Origin of the sequence: Bacillus thermozeamaize, from assembly GCA_002159075.1 — a bacterium.
Classification (GTDB): domain Bacteria; phylum Bacillota; class Bacilli; order ZCTH02-B2; family ZCTH02-B2; genus Bacillus_BB; species Bacillus_BB thermozeamaize.
Genome location: LZRT01000101.1, coordinates 44236 through 60765, shown reverse-complemented (window position 1 = coordinate 60765; position 16530 = coordinate 44236). Strand labels below are relative to the sequence as shown.

The window sequence follows — 16530 nt, the reverse complement described above, 5'->3', positions numbered from 1 at the left end:
TCGGCGGGTTTATCGAGCAGATCGGGATTGAACTCGAGAAACCGGACGTGGAGCGGCTGGGCATCCTCAGCAGCCTGATCCTGCCGGTCGATGCGATGTACCGGATGACCGTCAGCACGCTGAGCAATCATCTGGCCCTGCCGATGACGATCCCGCCTGCTCCGCTCTTCGGTACCGAACACCCGCCCAGCCTGGCGATGGCTGTCTATGCAGGCTTGTATATGCTGGTCTTCCTTGGGATTGCCGCCATTTCCTTTCGAAAGCGGGATGTGTAGGATGGACGCAACGACAAAAAGGGATGTGGCATCCGCGGCCACATCCCCGATCAACCCTCGATTAAACCAAGATACCGCATTACCCGCTCATTTGGATCCAATCGAACCAGCAATATCGGCCCCACTTTTTCCGCCGGTTCATAAATTTCCGCGCCGACAGGAAGCTTCGTCGCCATCCCGTCTTCAAAAGCCATCCCTTCTTTGTATTGTTTGGCAATGGTTCCGACTTTCTCTCCTATGGACAGTTCTTCGCTTTGAACCCAATCGATGTCCTTCGCGTTTTTGTAAATGATGCCTTGCAGTTGAAAAATGTCGGCATCGGGATTGTCTGCGAGAATGTCCATGACTGTCGGATTGGATGTTGGTTTTGTTTCGCTTACAGATTGATGAGTTTGGTTGCATCCTGAAAGCGCCAATAAACCAATAAAAATAAAAACGAGTATTCTCCCCCTCATCCCGCGCCCTCATTTCGCCTGATCCTGTTCTTCTTCCCATACCTTTTGCAACACGTCCAAGAAGACATCGCTGGATTGCGCTCCGGATACGGCATAGGTTTGATTGAACAGGAAAAACGGAACGCCCGTGATGCCGATTTGTCGCGCGATGAATTCATCCCGCCGGACTTCTTCAGAAAAATCATTTTTCCTCAGCATATCCAGCACCTTTTCCCGTTCCATCCCGACTTCACTGGCCAAATCGGCCAGTTGCTCATGTTTGCCGATGTGCAGGCCTTCCGTAAAGTAAGCCTTCATGAGACGCTCTGTCATTTCTCCCATCTTGCCTTCCCGTTTCGCAAAATGGGACAGACGATGGGCATCAAACGTATTCGTCGGCTTCATGTTGTCAAAGTCATAATGCAAACCCACCTCTTCCGCCAGCCGACCCACACGCTCATTCATGGCTTTTGCCTGTTCCAGCGACATCCCGTATTTCTCGGCCAACCGTTCATGCACATTTTGGTCCTGAATCTGCGGCGCATGGGGATCCAGCTCAAAGCTGCGGAACACCACCTTTACCTCATCCTTGTGTTCGAACTGATCCAGCGCCCTTTCAAAGCGCCGCTTGCCAATATAACAAAACGGGCAGACAAAATCGGACCAGATTTCCACTTGAATCATTCGGAATCCCCCATATCGTGTCCCTCAGGAATGGTATGGGGAGAGAGAATCTCCCCTTGCACCATCATATCATTTAGAATCCCTTTGAACACCATCACGACATTCCATGCAACATTCCTTTGCAACATTCCTTATCGGCAGGGGTGAACCTTTTCCGCACCGGCAAGGTATAATCAAGTGAATATCTATTTGTGCATGAAACATACATCGCCTGTCAAAGGGGGTCGTGGAAATGCCTGTAACCGGCTGGGTAATTGGTTCCATCGTGGCCGGCGTTCTCGGAACACTTTTTGTGCTGATCACGGTATCCATGAACAAGATGGTGCACCGCGATCGGATAGGAAAAATTGATTTTCGCAAGAGCAACGTCTATTTTCGCTGGAACAGATGGGACACGGTCATGGTGTTGGCGGCCGCCTATACCTTCTTCTGCATCTGCGGCTTGCTGGTATTCCTGCTGCGTGGGGATAATATCAACCATCCATGGATCCAGTTTTTCATTCACCAGACATTTGTCTTCTCCCTGATCACCTGGGGCTGGTATATCTCACGGATAGCCATCACCTTGCGCGGCATCCGGGAACGGTGGTCCGATGACATCCAATAATCTGCCGACACCCAATGACCCCGCAAAAGATAACCTGCCAACCCGCCGTACGAGTCAAAACGAAGACGAAACTTCACCACGCCCATCCAGCGATTTGCAGAGCGACCCGCAAATCGAACCGGCGTTGGAAGCCTTTTTGTCGGGAGACAACGAGGCACTGGCCGTTCTCTACCAAGCTTACCGGGAGGAGTGCTACCGGTTTGTCTACCGCTATACGGAAAACGAGCAGCTGAGTATCGATGTGGTCCAGGATGCCTTCCTTCGGATTCAGCAATACCGGCATTCCTACAACCCGGCAAAAGCATCCTTCAAAACCTATCTGTTCCAAGTCGCTTACCATCGAATGGTAGAGAGACTGAAAAGGGAAGGCCGGTTGCGCAAATTCCTGCCGTTCCTGTTCACCTCACCGTCCCGTCCGGCGCAGGAAGAACAGCTGACTGAAAAAATCAGCATCCGGGAAGCCTTGAAACAGCTTTCTGAGGACAAGCGGGCGGTCATTCTCCTGGTTTACTACCATGACTTGTCTTTGCAGGAAACGGCAAAGGTCCTGAACATTCCGTTAGGTACAGCCAAGTCGCGTCTGCATTACGCTATCCGGCAACTCAAAGCGATGTTGGAGGTGGAATAGATGAAGGATAAGCAGTCGGAGAAGTGGTTTTCCAAACCCTTGCAAGAGAAACTGGATCAATACGAGGTAACAGTACCCGACTTTCCCATCCGCCCCACGTTCATGGAACGGCTGGCCCGCTGCTTTTTCACGCCAGCCAAAAATCCGCTGGCCACAACCAGACTCACTTACGCCCGGCTGGCTCTCATCCAGTCTCTGCCGCCCGCGGGAATTTGGCTGCTGTCTCTGGGACTCCTTTTCATGCGTTAATCCGCTACCAGAAGTGGAAACATGTCATTCATCGGCCATACCGGTACCTGAAACACTCATATCAGTGCCTGAAGTGTCCACGGAACTCTTTCTTTTGCTGCGCAAGTACATTCCCAAAAGCGTCCCGGAACATAAGACCAGCCCAGAAAAACAGAGAAAGATGTTCTGATATATCTGCTTTGGCGGCAGGGATTGCTGCAAGGAGATGAGAAACCCGGACATCGTCACGCCAAACGCGCCGCCGAAAAACTGTGTCATCTGCATCATGCCCAGTCCGGCACCCACCTGCGCCCCCGGCAGCATGCGCGTCAGTTCGTTGGAAAGGCCGGACGTCATGGAAAAAAAGCCCAGACCCAACGGGACATAGGCCAGCATGCTGTATAGCGGATCGATTCCGGACACCCAGGCGAAGCAGTGCATCGAAACAAACAGCAAGCCATGTGCGGCCACAAGGATCGGGACCGTGCCAAACCGGTCAATAAATCGGCCAACCAAAATCGCGGCAACGGCCGCAATCAGGGCGCCAGGAAAGATGATCAAGCCGATGGCGCCAGGCTCCTTGCCGAACAGGGCAGCCAGGAGAATCGGCAGGCAAAAAAGCGTCGAAAAATGTGTCGCAAAATTGGTAAAGGCCATAAACACAATTTTCAAATAATTTCTGTTTCGGAACAGAGCCGGCTGCAGGAAAGGCGTGTTCACCACCTGGATATGCCGCCAGAACAGAAAATAGGCCAGGCTGCTGAGCAGGAGAAACCCGTAGGAATAGACGGTTTCAGCCAGTGTGGTCAGAAACAGGAGCAACCCTGAAGTGCCGGTCGCCATCAGCAGAGCGCCCCAGACATCGAACCGGATCTTCTGCGGCTGTTCAGGGGGAAGATGCTTGTAAAAGAAAGGCAGAAGCAACAGGACGATACTGCTCACGACAAAAAGGTAATTCCAGCCGGCATACTGCGCCAGCACGCCGCCAATCACTGGACCCAGGCAAAAGGCCATCGAGGCCCCGATGGCAATCCAGGACATGGCCCTGCCCCGCCGGGCCAGCGGTATATACCTGGCGGCCACGACCATACCCAGGGCCTGGGAAGCGCCGGCACCTGCCGCCTGCAGCAAGCGGGCCAGAAGCAGGATGGAAAAATGATGGGCAAAATAGCCGATGATGGAAGCAAGGCCGAACAAGGACATCCCGAACACGAGCAGGCGACGGATCGGGATAAAGTCAGCAAGACGGCTGTATGTAATCGTCGCAACAGCCAGCACCACCGAATACCCGGTAATGATCCACGATCCGATCACGGGTGTCACCTGCAGGTCGGCAATCACGCTCGGCAGGACGATGTTGAACATCGACGTGTTCATCAGTACGACCCAAACCATCACTCCCCACAGGGGGATGACCAATCCTGCCCGAAAGGAATTCGTTTCCATCGCCTTCACCACTTATCTCTCTAGCCTGGCCGCAACCGGACAGCCGGTACTCCGCGACACCGCTCTAGGCACGACTTCTCGGGACAACGGCCATGGTGCATCGGGAAACGCAAACCAGTTTCCCCTCTTCATCCGTTATCTTGATATCCCACACCATCGTCGTCCTTCCCTTATGTAACGGCGTGGCAACAGCCGTGACAACGCCGTCCCTTTTGCTGCGGATATGATTGGCGTTGATCTCCATGCCAACGCCCGTAAACTTTTCCTGATCGAGGTTGATGACCGTGGCAATCGAGGCCGCCGTTTCCGCCAGCACAACCGACGCCCCTCCATGCAGGATTCCTGCAGGCTGCCAGGTTTTGGGGCCGACGGGCATCTTCATCACGACGCGATCGGAAGACAGTTCAACAAATTGAATATCCAGCAGTCCGATGATGGTGTCCTTTATGCGGGCGCGCATCTGCTCGACGAACGTTTTTTTGTCCGCGCCATACCGGGTAAGCACTTCTTCCGAGACAACACAGGTTTCGTCAATCATTGCCGCATTTCCCCATTCTGTGAATTGGTCCGTATTTTAAAATTAACATATTCATTCTAATCAGTAAACATTATTTTAACACTTTCGTCTCTCGAAAAAGAAAAGGGGGGAGGCAATCACCTCACACCCCTCTAATAATTTTCTCCGTTACGTGGTACGCCGAACTGAAAGAAAGCTCCGACAGCTGCCCTTCGCCTTCACACCAGTCCCCCGCAAAATAGGCGTTCTGGATGCTGTGGAACTTCACCGGCATCAGGCGCTGATCATCGATGCATTTGATTTCCTGAACCGTGGCGCGCTTGGAGACCCGTTTGGCCACCAATTGATCCCGCCAGCCGGGAAAGTGCTTGTCGTACACCTGCTCGATGATGGCAATTTTTTCATCGGCCACGTTTTGCGCTATCTCATCCTGATCCAAATAAGCGATCGCCTGCATCAACTGCCCGCCCTCCGGGATGCAGGTCGGATCATAATAGGAAATATCGGTGACAAACACGCGCTCTGCCTTATGATAGATATACGTATACGGGCTCTTGATCCGCTGGCGCAACCCCACGTCGTAGACCACCACCTGATTGGGGACGTAGCGGTTATATTCCTCAATCAGGGGGCTCCAGGGAGTATCGCGGAAAATTACGGACAGCTCCTTCGGCGGAACGCAAAAGATAAACCGGTCTGCCTCATAACGGCTTTCTTTGCCCAGCGCGGCGGTCAGCTTACGGCCTTCAAACGCGACCGCCTTGATATGTTCCTTGTGAATCACTTCTCCGCCGTGACGCTTGAGGATCGCTTCCAGTCCATCCACGATGGATTGCCAGCCGCCGCCGATATAGGCCACCGGCTTGCGCGTGCTGAACAGCCGTTTGTAGTAACGGAAAAAAAGGGTTGACGGGATTTTTTCCGGCTCGTTCGTGAAAAAGTTGGACGAGGCCAGCGTCAGCAGCAAATCACGGACCTCATCGGTTTCTTTCTGCTGCAGGTACTCACCGATGGGGACGCCTTCCTCTCCCCGTTCGATGGCGGTCAACGTTTTGATGACCTCATAGGCGAAGCGAAGCTTGTTCTCACGGTCAAGAATTTGCGTCTTGAACAGTCCTTCCAGTGTCGCCGGCATCGGCGTGGTAAACGATCCCAGATCGTAGTGGGCTTTTTTCGCGGAAAAATCTTTCCAATCCACTTTGAGCCCCAGTTCATGTTCATACTTTTTCAAGACGGAATGATCCCGCCCGTAGATGGCGTGGGCACCAAAATTGAAATAAAACCCCTTGATCGGAATGGTGATGGCCCGCCCGCCCAGCTTCGGCGCTTTCTCAATCAACGTGACCAAATAGCCGTGATGCGCCAAGCGGGCGGCCGCGCTCAGGCCGGCCAGCCCTCCCCCAATGACGAGAATTTTTTCCGACACCCTTTTTCCACTCCTTGATTCTTTTCATCATCCTATCAGGAGCTATTACGTGTATAAGGAGCATTACGTGCGCAAGACAAATGAAATGACAAAAACCAGCAAGAACAGGATCGGGATCAACAAGATCCACAGCATTCTTCGATTGTACATCGAACGTTCACCCAGTCTATGCAAAGTCGTTGATCAATCGAAAGCCTGCTAACCGCACGTGTGCGCGCCGACAAGACATGAAGCACTTCCAGGCTCATTGTAAATAATAAAATAAACGGAACCAGAATAAAAGCCGACGATCATCTCTTGTTCCGTTCCCGAATCGGCTCGCCGGTCATTGCATCGATAAACCGGATCTCCCCATTTGGAAAATGCGGCCGATAGATCAAGGTGTACCGGATGCCTTTATCCCGGTGATGAATTTCCGATGTTTCTCCACAAACGCCTGACGGTTGTTTGTGAGGCGCCGGGCTGTTGTCTGCCGTTTCCGCCTGATTCTCCGCATCCCGCTCGCCCTTGTACTGATAAAACCATTCCAGTCGTATCTCCAGTTCTGCCGCATAACGTTCCAATGCTTTTTGGAATGAAACGGCCGGTTGACGAGGCACAGAAATAAAAACGGATGGATGATCTTCCAAGCCCATGTATGAGATGATCTGTCCACTGGCACGATTCACCCCGACAGCAAGATTCCCCATGTAAATGGGCACATCATCAACATGAGCCGCAAACGAAAACACCGCATTTTCCTGCGGTTCTTCCTCCAGCATTTCAACCGCGCATAACCCGCCCCCATTCGCCTGCCATCCACGAGCCTTAAACCATGAACAGGAACATCAGATAGGCCGCCGTATTGCCAAGACCATGGGCCCACCATCCCGGCAGGATGCTCCCGCCCCCCGCTTTTTCGTTGTTCCATCCGATGAGCCACCCGCAGACGGCAGGCATCAACACGATGAAAAGCACCATCCACGAGGCAACAGATTGCCCCGAAACCGCCAGCAGCAGACCCCCGTGCAACAATCCGAAGAACAGCGCCTGAAGTACATTCCCGACCGAAAATCCGAACCGGCGAATCAGACCCTTTGCCAAAAAACCGCGGAAGAAGATTTCCTCTGCCAATGCTGTCTGAATCCAGGCGATGATCGCCAACGACAGAAAAAGATCGACGGAAAAGCCACGAACGTTCAAGTTCTGTATCAATTTTCCTGTCGCGGTGTCCGGAGATAACATCTCCTGCTTCAAGGAAGGAACCGCCACCAACATCACCAAAAACATGCCGCCTACCAAAAGGGCAATGGCCGTTGCTGCCCACATCGCTTTTTTGGTAGGCTGGTACCATCCGATATAATGGAGAAACCCTTGCCATTTTTTTCGGCGGATCAAATGATAAAAAAAAGGAATGGCAGCGAGTACTGCCAGTTGAATCAGTGAACTGATCACGATTCCCGGCCACATCAAATTCCGGTCCCCTCTCTGTGGATTCAATCTTCCTTCTCATCCTTCCATCGATTGGCCCGCTTCACCGCCTCCCTCAAAAGGTACTCAATATGTGCATTGACACTTCGGAATTCATCGGCCGCCCACCGTTCCAACGCCTCATACAAACGGGGATCGATCCGCAAGGGAAATTGCTTCTTCTTGCCCATACTCTCCCACTCGACCATTTAATAGATCGTCCCTGTATTGATCACAGGCTGAGCTGCCCGATCGGAAACAATGGCTACCAACAAATTGTTAATCATCGTCGCTTTCTTCTCTTCATCCAGTTCCACCACGCCCTCCTGCAGAAGCCGCTCAATCGCCTCCTGTACCATTCCAACCGCTCCCTCCACCACTTTCTGCCGGGCTGCTACGATGGCTGCTGCCTGTTGCCGCTGCAGCATCGCGGCCGCAATCTCTGTCGCGTAGGCCAGGTGGGTCAGACGGGCCTCCATCACTTCAACGCCTGCCACAGCCAAGCGGTCCTGCAGGTTCTGGCTGAGCTCGGTAGCAATCTCCTCCGTATTGGCGCGCAAGGAGAGCCGGTCGCTGTCAAACGCGTCATACGGATACATGCTGGCGATGTGGCGCAAGGCTGTCTCCGACTGAATCTCCACAAACGCTTCGTAATCATCCACATCAAACACCGCCTTTGCCGAGTCCACCACGCGGAAGACGACAACGGCCGCAATCTCGATGGGATTCCCCTCGATATCGTTGACTTTCAGCTTATTGCTGTTAAAATTCCGCACCCGCAGGGAGACCCGGCGCTGCGCCACCAAAGGAACCGTCAGCCAGAGGCCGCTTTTGCGCACGCTTCCCAGATACTTTCCGAAAAAGGTGAGAACCACCGCCTGATTGGGCTGCACAATGAGAATGCCGGTGACGGCCACCACCCCAATCAGAACAAGGACACCTCCCAGGATAAACCGTCCGGCCAAGAAGGACAGCACGCCTGTCACGATCAACGCGGCGATCAAGAAAACACCCAAAAATCCATTCATCACCGGTGCACGACGTTCAACCATCTCATTCATCCTCCATTTATTTTTTGATAATTATACTCATATGATATCATATCGATGTTGTTTTGACAACATCTCGATGTCGTTTCCTTGGAATTTGATTTGTCATGCAAGGCTGGTAATATTTATAAACCTTTGGTAAGAAGGTAATTATTATCAAGCAGGTTATAAAGGAGTGGAAAAATGTGATTCTCTCTAAATTCGTAGATGAACGAGCAGATGTGATCATTGATTTTACCAATCTTGAGGGCAAGAATATTATCATGACAAATGATGCCCCAGCTCCTTTTCCAACCGGAGTTCCGCCAGATGAAAATACAGGTACTGTGATGCAGTTTAGAGTGACTCTTCCACTGTCAAGTGTTGATACGAGTGTTATTCCGGCTTATATGATGCCTTTTCCAAAAATAAAAGAACAGTCAGCTTCAAAGATACGATATCTAACACTAAATGATAATATGGATAAGTACGGGCGTGAATTCATGCTATTGGATAATAAACAGTGGGATGCCCCCATCACAGAAAATCCAAAACTGGGATCAACCGAAATATGGTATCTAATTAACTTAACTACGGATACACACCCTATTCATCTTCACTTAATTGATTTTCAGATATTAGACCGGAGAGATTTCGATGTAGAAAAGTTTAAGAAAGAGAGAATTATCCATTATACGGGTCCGGCGATACCTCCCGAACCACAAGAACGAGGATGGAAGGATACAGTAAGAGCTAATCCTAACCAGGTAACTCGAATTATCATGAGGTTTGGTCCTTATACAGGGTTGTATGTATGGCACTGTCATATCTTGGAGCACGAGGATTATGAGATGATGAGGCCGTATATTGTTATCCGATAATAGACTGTTCCCGTCAAAAATCAGTACTTGAACGACAGCTCGTTCATCCTGTCGTAAATCAGAATCCCCTTATCATCAACAAAATAATGATCACAAACAAAGACCATGCATCCAATGGGCATGGTCTTTACAATTTATCCTTTTCACTTTTTCCTGTTTTCACCCTTCGGCGCTGTTCCGCTCCCCTGCACTACACCTTCAGGCGCGGCAACACCTCCTTCACCATCAGACGCATAGAATTCCGCCACTTTTCCGGCGCATCCGAGTAATCAAACACCACCATCAGGAGCGTGCCGAAGCCGCCCACCGTGTCATAGAGGTTTTGCAGTTTCCTGGCCACGGTTTCCGGAGAACCGATCAGCCAGCTGGTTTTCGCCATGTACTCCAGCGTGACGGCATCGTCCAGCATGTCCGGATCATGCTTGAAGTAAGTGAGTCCCCCCAACTGGCCGAATAACGGCAGCCAATATTCCCGAGTGTGCCTGCCCATCATCGAACCGACGGACCACTCCCACGCTTCCTCGTCCGTCTCCGCCACAAAAACTTCCCTGGCAATCCGCCAATCTTGCCGGTTTGGCGTGCGGCCGGAACGCTTCGCTCCTTCCTGAATGGAATTCCAATGGGAGGCAATATACTCATTGTTGGCACCTAAGCTCAGCGGAATGAAGCCACGCTCACCGGCCAATTTCAATGTTTCTGAGCCGGGACTGAGCCCCGCAATGCCAATCGGCGGATGCGGTTTTTGATAGGGATAAATGTGGGGCTTGAGCACACCGTTGAGCACCTCGCCGATTTTATTCATGCTCCAGTATTTCCCCCTGAATTCAAACGGCCCCTCTTCCGTCCACAGCTTGAGGATGATCTCCAGCGCTTCCGCCGTCATCTTGCGATGTTCGCCGGCGACGCCATCCACATGGTACAACAACCAGTCGCTCGGCAATCCTCCTGCCCCGATCCCGAAAATCAGTCTCCCTTGCGCCAAATGGTCCAGATACGCCACCCGGTGCGCCAGTTCAACCGGATGATGATAGGGCAGCAAATGCGCACCAGGCGCCAGCACGATGCGCTTGGTTTCCATCAGCGCCTGCGCGATGATCAAGTCGGGAGAGGGAATCGGCTCCCAGGGAGATGTAAAATGCTCGCCAATCCACGCTTCCTGATACCCCAGCTCATCGGCCCACCGGATCACGTCCAGATTCCAACGCGTCGCATCATACAGGCTCCGCTCCGGAGGATGCGAAGGCATCATGAACAAACCCAATCCTAAAGACACAAAAACTCCTCCTTCTTTTCTACGGTTTCATGTCATACGATAAATGAATCATTCTTATACAAATTTATTTTTAATTTTAATTGTTCATGAATATTATCTCAATCCTGTAAAAAGGGAGATCATTTTGATCCCGTGTCCTTCCGATGTAAAATAAGGTCAAAAGCAAAAACGAGGCGGATGGCAATGAAGACGGAAAAACAAAAGACCGCCGCGGCGCAAAATCAAGCAACCGCGCGCCAAGCGGCCGGGTCCGGGATCACCTTGCGGCCGGGACAAAACATTCGCGTCACCATCCGGCGCCTCGGCATTAACGGCGAAGGTGTCGGTTATTACAAAAGGCAGGTTGTCTTTATTGACGGCACCCTGCCCGGTGAAGTCGTTGCGGCTGAAATCGTAGACATCGAAACGAACTATGCCGTCGGCAAACTGAAAAAAATCATGCAGCCTTCGCCCCAGCGCGTCGAGCCGGCCTGTCCTGTGTACCGGTCGTGTGGGGGCTGCCAGCTGCAGCACCTCAGCTATCCGGGGCAATTGGAGGCGAAAATGGAGATGGTGCGGGAGGCGTTCCGCCGCTATACCGGACTTAAAGAGGTGCCACTGAGGCCGATTGCCGGCATGGATCATCCGTGGGCATACCGGAACAAGGCGCAGCTTCAAGCCGGGTACATGAACGGAAAAATGGTGGCCGGCCTTTATGCGCCCGGCACGCACCACATCGTCGAACTGACGGACTGCCCCATCCAGCATCCGAAAACCAACGAAATCATCCAAGGGACGCGGAATGTCCTGGAAGAACTCAATATCCCGGCATACGATGAACGGAAAAAAACCGGCGTCGTGCGGACCATTGTCGCCCGGATCGGCTTTGAGACGGAAGATTGCCAGCTCACCCTCGTCACAGCCACCGAGAAAATCCCGCGGGAAGCGGAATTGGTACAGCGGTTGCGCGCCCGGCTGCCCGATGTGAAAAGCATCATGCAGAATGTCAATCCACGGAAAACGTCCTTGATCTTTGGCGACAAGACACGGGTGTTGTGGGGAGCGTCTCACATCGACGAACAGTTGGGAGAAGTCAAGTTTTCCCTCTCTCCCCGCGCCTTCTTCCAACTCAATCCGGAACAGACGGTGAAACTGTACAATTACGTGAAAGAAGCGGCGGCGCTCACTGGACGGGAACTGGTGGTGGACGCATACTGCGGCGTGGGGACGATCGGATTGTGGCTGGCCCCGGAAGCGAAAGAGGTGCGGGGCATTGAAATCATTCCGGAGGCGGTGGAGGACGCAAAACGGAACGCGCGCCGGAGCCGAATCAACAATGCCCGCTTTTACGCGGGCAAAGCGGAAGTGATCTTGCCGCAATGGGTGAAACAAGGAATCAAGCCGGATGTGGTGGTGGTTGATCCGCCCCGCAGCGGCTGCGGCCGCCCGCTGCTGGAGGCCCTCGTCAAGGTCAAACCCAAGCGCATCGTCTACGTCTCCTGCAACCCGGCCACGCTGGCCAAGGACTGCGACGCGCTGTTGAAAGGCGGCTTCACCATCGAGTGGATACAACCCGTTGATATGTTTCCGCACACGGCACATGTGGAGTGTGTCGTGTCAACATACCGTGTTGACAAATAATCGGGAACACCTAAACCTTATTTTATGAAAGGTAAAAAGTTGGCTAAGGAAAGTTTCACAACACCGAAGAGGTAACTTCCCTCGCCTCCGCCATGTCAAGGAGCCAAATGGCATAAAATCAATCGTTGACACACGTAGCTGACTGACAGTTTTCATGTGGAGTTTAAAAATGTTGTTGACACGACACCAAATGGTGTTCTAAATTCAAACCGTCACCAAATGGTGTCCAATTAGGAGTTAGTCATTCGGAAAGTTGGAACCTGAATCAGTTTCACTTGAATCAACAAAATACTTAGGAGGGGGTGTTGTGAGCGGGAACAGCCAGTCGCGGGATGTGTTTGACGCGATTGCAGATCCAACTAGGCGTCGACTGATTCGTCTGTTAGCAGAGGCAGAGGAGAAAGCGCTTCATGAGTTAACGGCACAGTTTCCAATGGGCCGGACAGCGGTATCCAAGCATTTGAAAATCCTTAAAGAGGCCGGACTGGTACTTGACCGAAAAGTCGGCAGAGAAACGCGATTTAGGCTAAACGCCTCTCCACTCAGAGAAGTTCAAGATTGGGTGGCTTTCTACAGCAAGTTCTGGAGTACGAATATGTTGCGCTTGAACCAACTATTAGAGGAGGAAGAAGAATGAGTTTAACATTATCCTTGGATTTTCAGTTCACGACATCGATCGAGAAGCTTTGGTCCGCCTTAACCGATTCAAGCAAGCTTGCCAAGTGGGTCATGGAAAATGATTTTAAGCCCGTCGTAGGACACCGTTTTCAGTTTCGCACTCAGCCGATCGGTGGGTGGAATGGAATTATTGAGGGCGAAGTGCTTATCGTGGACGAACCATACCGGTTGTCCTATACTTGGGCCAGCGCAGGGGAGAAGCACACGGTCACCTGGACGCTGCAGGATTTAGGGAACGGAAAGGTTAACCTTCATCTCGAACAAACCGGATTCTCAAATGCTCAAGGAGTCGAAGGCGCTAAGTATGGCTGGGGTGAATGGTGCGGCAAGCTTAAAAAGATGTTGGAACAATAACCGCATTCGGTACTAAAACATCTCCTTCCCCAATGCTAAATGAATGGGTACGATAGTTGAACCCTGCTTGACCCGAATCAACATAAACCGGCTGCATGTAGTTTGCAGCCGGTTATGTCTACTTCGGACAATCTGACAAGTTCTTGTCGTATCGGGTCAAGTCCGCACTAAGTGCGTATGGATAAAGTTAGTATGTGATCGCCCTATTGTCTAAGCCTTACTTATGCAGGTGCAAGTTCGGGCTGCCCGACTTTCTATGCACGATGAATGATACAATGTGAAAATAAGTAGAAATTAACACTACCGGAAGGATGTTAAGCATGTGCGAATCGAATCAGGAGTTTATCGTAATCTCGGGCGCGAGGGAAAACAATCTCAAAAACGTATCCTTACGCATTCCCAAGCGGAAGATCACGATCTTCACCGGTGTATCCGGTTCCGGCAAATCGTCGATCGTCTTCGATACGATCGCCGCAGAATCCATGCGATTGCTGAACGAAAACTTCAGCATGTTCGTCCGCACCTTTCTGCCGAAGTATCCGCAGCCTGATGCCGATGCGATCGAAAATTTGAGCATGGCGGTTGTCGTCGACCAGAAACCTCTGGGCGGTGGGTCGCACTCGACGGTAGGCACCATTACCGATATTTCCCCGTTGCTCCGCCTGCTGTTTTCCCGTTTGGGAGAACCGCATGTCGGACCGCCCAATTTGTTTTCCTTCAACGATCCGAACGGGATGTGCCCGGAATGCAACGGGATCGGCCGCAGGCTCGGCGTCGACCTCGACAAGGCGCTGGACATGTCAAGGTCATTGAATGAAGGGGCAATCCTGCTGCCGGACTATAAGGTAAACAGCTGGGATTGGACGATGATCGTGCAGACGGGGTTCTTCGATCCCGACAAGAAGCTGAGCGATTATTCGGATGAGGAGCTGGAGCAACTGCTGTACGGCAAGGCGAGGAAAGTGGAGATGCAGTTCGCCGGGAAGGCAATGAATATTACATGGGAAGGCATCATCGAGAAGTTCACCAACAAGTACATCAAGCGGGATGTGAAGACGATGTCCGAGCGCACACAACGAGCTGTTGCGCCGTACATCACCGAGGTTCCCTGCCCCAGCTGCCGCGGCGCGAGACTCAGTCAGGCCGCGCTCAGCTGCAGGATCAATGGACTCAACATTGCGGAGATGTCCTCCATGGAGGTCGGACAGCTCATCCGCGTCATTCGGGAGATTGACGACGCGATCGCCGCGCCGGTCGTCAAGTCGCTGACGGAGCGGTTGCAGCATCTGGTGGATATCGGACTTGACTACTTGACGCTGGACCGTGAGACTGATACATTGTCCGGCGGCGAGTCGCAGCGCGTCAAGATGGTGAAGTACCTGAGCGGCAGTCTGGTGGATGTCACTTACATCTTTGATGAACCCAGCGTTGGCTTGCACCCCCGTGATGTACACCGGTTAAATGGGTTGCTTCAGAAGCTGCGCGACAAGGGCAATACCGTGATTGTCGTCGAGCATGATCCCGATGTGATCAAGGTGGCGGATCATATCGTCGACGTCGGGCCTCACGCCGGCAGCCGCGGCGGTACCATCGTGTATGAAGGAAGCTTCCAAGGCCTGCTGGAGGCAGGTACGCTGACAGGCACCCACATGAAGCGGCCGCTCCAGCTGAAGCACGATTGCAGGCAACCGTCCGGCAAGCTGTCAATCAAGGATGCCACACTGCACAACCTGCGGAACGTGAGTGTAGATATTCCAACCGGAGTGCTGACAGTAGTTACGGGGGTCTCCGGCTCGGGCAAGAGTACGCTGATTATGGAAGTATTCCTCAGTCAGCATCCGGATGCGATCGTCATCGACCAATCGGCGGTAGGAGTGTCAACACGCTCGAATCCCGCAACCTACACGGGCATCATGGATGATGTGCGCAAGGCGTTTGCTTCCGCGAACAAGGTCAACCAAGGCTTGTTCAGCTTCAACTCCAAGGGGGTTTGCGAGAACTGCAAAGGGCTGGGTGTTGTGTATACAGACCTTGCATTCCTCGACAGCGTGAAGCTGCCATGCGAAGTATGCGGAGGTAGACGGTTCAAGGAAGAGGTGCTCGCGTACAAGCTGAACGGCAAGTCAATTGCAGAAGTGCTGGAGATGACTGTGGAGCAGGCATTGGATTTTTTTCAGCGCATTCCTCTAAAAGAGGTTGTGCGCAAGCTCCAGGCGATGAGTGATGTGGGGCTGAACTATATTACACTCGGCCAGCCGCTCAGCACGCTCTCGGGCGGGGAATGCCAGCGCATCAAGCTGGCAAGCGAGCTGCATAAGAAGGGCAGCATCTACGTGATGGACGAGCCGACGACCGGCCTACATATGTCAGATATCGGTCACCTTCTGGGGATCATGAACCGCCTCGTGGATGCCGGCAATACGGTGATCGTCATCGAGCACAACCTCCATGTGATCAGCCAAGCGGATTGGATCATCGATATGGGACCGGACGGAGGCAGCAAGGGCGGCCAGGTGGTGTTCGAGGGCACACCTTCGCAGATCATCCATGCGGAGCAGTCGATCACGGGAAGATACTTGAAGAATGCATTAAATCCACTTTCGTAATGTATGGGATTCGTAATTTCTTAGCATGACAAGGAGAACATATTAAAGGTTAAACTTACGTATGCTCAACCAGGGCTGCCAGCAGAATCGGCAGCCTCTCGCTTCAGTAACGGGCAGTTATGTGCAATTCTATGCATCCATTATATGGAGGCTTATAATGAAAGTATATGTGTTTCTATTTCTATGGACTTTATTGGGGGCTGCATGGGCGCTTTACGGCTTACTAAAACCCAAGGATGCGTGAAAACGAAGCTTTCAATCTTCCTTTAAAGAGAACCAAATGAGGGTGGTATACTCATGATGAAAATCATGAGCGTGGTCTGGATCACCTTCGTACTGTGTTTTACAGGTTGTCCTGGTTAGATATTGTTGGTGGATTATTTATGATTTTAATAG

At 52.1% G+C, this 16530-nt stretch carries 18 protein-coding genes and 2 pseudogenes; 10 read left to right on the top strand and 10 right to left on the bottom strand.

Annotated features, from left to right (window positions below):
- Window positions 1-275 (top strand): annotated as a pseudogene (locus BAA01_10665) (hypothetical protein).
- Window positions 276-325: 50 nt separating this feature from the next.
- On the opposite strand, the gene BAA01_10660 reads toward BAA01_10665, so the two are convergent.
- Both BAA01_10660 and BAA01_10655 read right to left on the bottom strand, forming a co-directional pair.
- Window positions 326-691 carry a hypothetical protein gene (locus tag BAA01_10660; protein OUM85519.1) on the bottom strand — a complete coding sequence of 122 codons (366 nt, stop codon included), beginning with the start codon at window positions 689-691 and terminating at the stop codon, window positions 326-328.
- A 48-nt stretch (window positions 692-739) separates the two neighbouring features.
- Complete coding sequence (locus BAA01_10655; GenBank protein ID OUM85518.1) at window positions 740-1393, bottom strand: disulfide bond formation protein DsbA; 654 nt, start codon at window positions 1391-1393, stop codon at window positions 740-742.
- A gap of 232 nt (window positions 1394-1625) precedes the next feature.
- Between BAA01_10655 and BAA01_10650 the strand changes: the two genes are divergently transcribed.
- The 3 genes from BAA01_10650 (at window position 1626) to BAA01_10640 (ending at window position 2877) form a co-directional block, all read left to right on the top strand.
- Complete coding sequence (locus BAA01_10650) at window positions 1626-2000, top strand: hypothetical protein (protein OUM85517.1); 375 nt, start codon at window positions 1626-1628, stop codon at window positions 1998-2000.
- A 124-nt stretch (window positions 2001-2124) separates the two neighbouring features.
- Complete coding sequence (locus BAA01_10645) at window positions 2125-2628, top strand: hypothetical protein (GenBank protein OUM85534.1); 504 nt, start codon at window positions 2125-2127, stop codon at window positions 2626-2628.
- Window positions 2629-2877 (top strand): hypothetical protein, encoded by a 249-nt coding sequence (locus BAA01_10640; protein OUM85516.1) that lies wholly within the window; start codon window positions 2629-2631, stop codon window positions 2875-2877.
- A gap of 24 nt (window positions 2878-2901) precedes the next feature.
- Here the strand turns inward: BAA01_10640 and BAA01_10635 are convergent, their stop codons facing one another.
- From BAA01_10635 to BAA01_10605, 7 genes are all read right to left on the bottom strand, one after another.
- Entirely contained in the window at window positions 2902-4311 is a 1410-nt protein-coding gene (locus BAA01_10635) for a hypothetical protein (protein OUM85515.1), read from the bottom strand.
- Window positions 4312-4366: 55 nt separating this feature from the next.
- Window positions 4367-4762 (bottom strand): esterase, encoded by a 396-nt coding sequence (locus BAA01_10630; GenBank protein OUM85533.1) that lies wholly within the window; start codon window positions 4760-4762, stop codon window positions 4367-4369.
- A gap of 199 nt (window positions 4763-4961) precedes the next feature.
- Window positions 4962-6245, bottom strand: a complete 1284-nt coding sequence (locus tag BAA01_10625; GenBank protein OUM85514.1) for a phytoene dehydrogenase — start codon at window positions 6243-6245, stop codon at window positions 4962-4964.
- A 290-nt stretch (window positions 6246-6535) separates the two neighbouring features.
- On the bottom strand, window positions 6536-7006 hold the full coding sequence (locus tag BAA01_10620) for a hypothetical protein (protein ID OUM85513.1): 471 nt from the start codon (window positions 7004-7006) through the stop codon (window positions 6536-6538).
- 46 nt (window positions 7007-7052) lie between these two features.
- A complete protein-coding gene (locus BAA01_10615) occupies window positions 7053-7694 on the bottom strand; it encodes a hypothetical protein (GenBank protein OUM85512.1) in 642 nt (213 codons plus the stop codon).
- Window positions 7695-7720: 26 nt separating this feature from the next.
- Complete coding sequence (locus tag BAA01_10610; protein OUM85532.1) at window positions 7721-7885, bottom strand: Arc family DNA binding domain-containing protein; 165 nt, start codon at window positions 7883-7885, stop codon at window positions 7721-7723.
- Window positions 7886-7903: 18 nt separating this feature from the next.
- Window positions 7904-8746: a hypothetical protein gene (locus BAA01_10605; protein ID OUM85511.1), complete on the bottom strand. Its 843-nt coding sequence runs from the start codon at window positions 8744-8746 to the stop codon at window positions 7904-7906.
- Window positions 8747-8952: 206 nt separating this feature from the next.
- On the opposite strand from BAA01_10605, the pseudogene BAA01_10600 reads away from it, so the two are divergent.
- Window positions 8953-9603: pseudogene (locus BAA01_10600) on the top strand (copper oxidase).
- A 190-nt stretch (window positions 9604-9793) separates the two neighbouring features.
- Here the strand turns inward: BAA01_10600 and BAA01_10595 are convergent.
- Window positions 9794-10852, bottom strand: coding sequence for an alkane 1-monooxygenase (locus tag BAA01_10595; GenBank protein ID OUM85531.1), 1059 nt, complete (start codon window positions 10850-10852; stop codon window positions 9794-9796).
- Window positions 10853-11026: 174 nt separating this feature from the next.
- On the opposite strand from BAA01_10595, the gene BAA01_10590 reads away from it, so the two are divergent.
- The 5 genes from BAA01_10590 to BAA01_10570 all read left to right on the top strand — a co-directional run bounded on the left by BAA01_10590 (window position 11027) and on the right by BAA01_10570 (window position 16378).
- A complete protein-coding gene (locus BAA01_10590) occupies window positions 11027-12496 on the top strand; it encodes a 23S rRNA (uracil-5-)-methyltransferase RumA (protein ID OUM85530.1) in 1470 nt (489 codons plus the stop codon).
- Between the two features lie 307 nt (window positions 12497-12803).
- The gene (locus BAA01_10585) at window positions 12804-13133 is read left to right on the top strand and encodes a transcriptional regulator (protein ID OUM85510.1); all 330 of its coding nucleotides are present in this window, start codon (window positions 12804-12806) and stop codon (window positions 13131-13133) included.
- Window positions 13130-13528, top strand: coding sequence for an ATPase (locus BAA01_10580; GenBank protein OUM85509.1), 399 nt, complete (start codon window positions 13130-13132; stop codon window positions 13526-13528). The genes BAA01_10585 and BAA01_10580 overlap by 4 nt, the downstream gene beginning before the upstream one ends.
- Before the next feature lie 320 nt (window positions 13529-13848).
- Window positions 13849-16134: a thiamine ABC transporter permease gene (locus BAA01_10575; GenBank protein OUM85508.1), complete on the top strand. Its 2286-nt coding sequence runs from the start codon at window positions 13849-13851 to the stop codon at window positions 16132-16134.
- A gap of 61 nt (window positions 16135-16195) precedes the next feature.
- Entirely contained in the window at window positions 16196-16378 is a 183-nt protein-coding gene (locus BAA01_10570) for a hypothetical protein (GenBank protein OUM85507.1), read from the top strand.
- The last annotated feature ends 152 nt before the right edge of the window (window positions 16379-16530 follow it).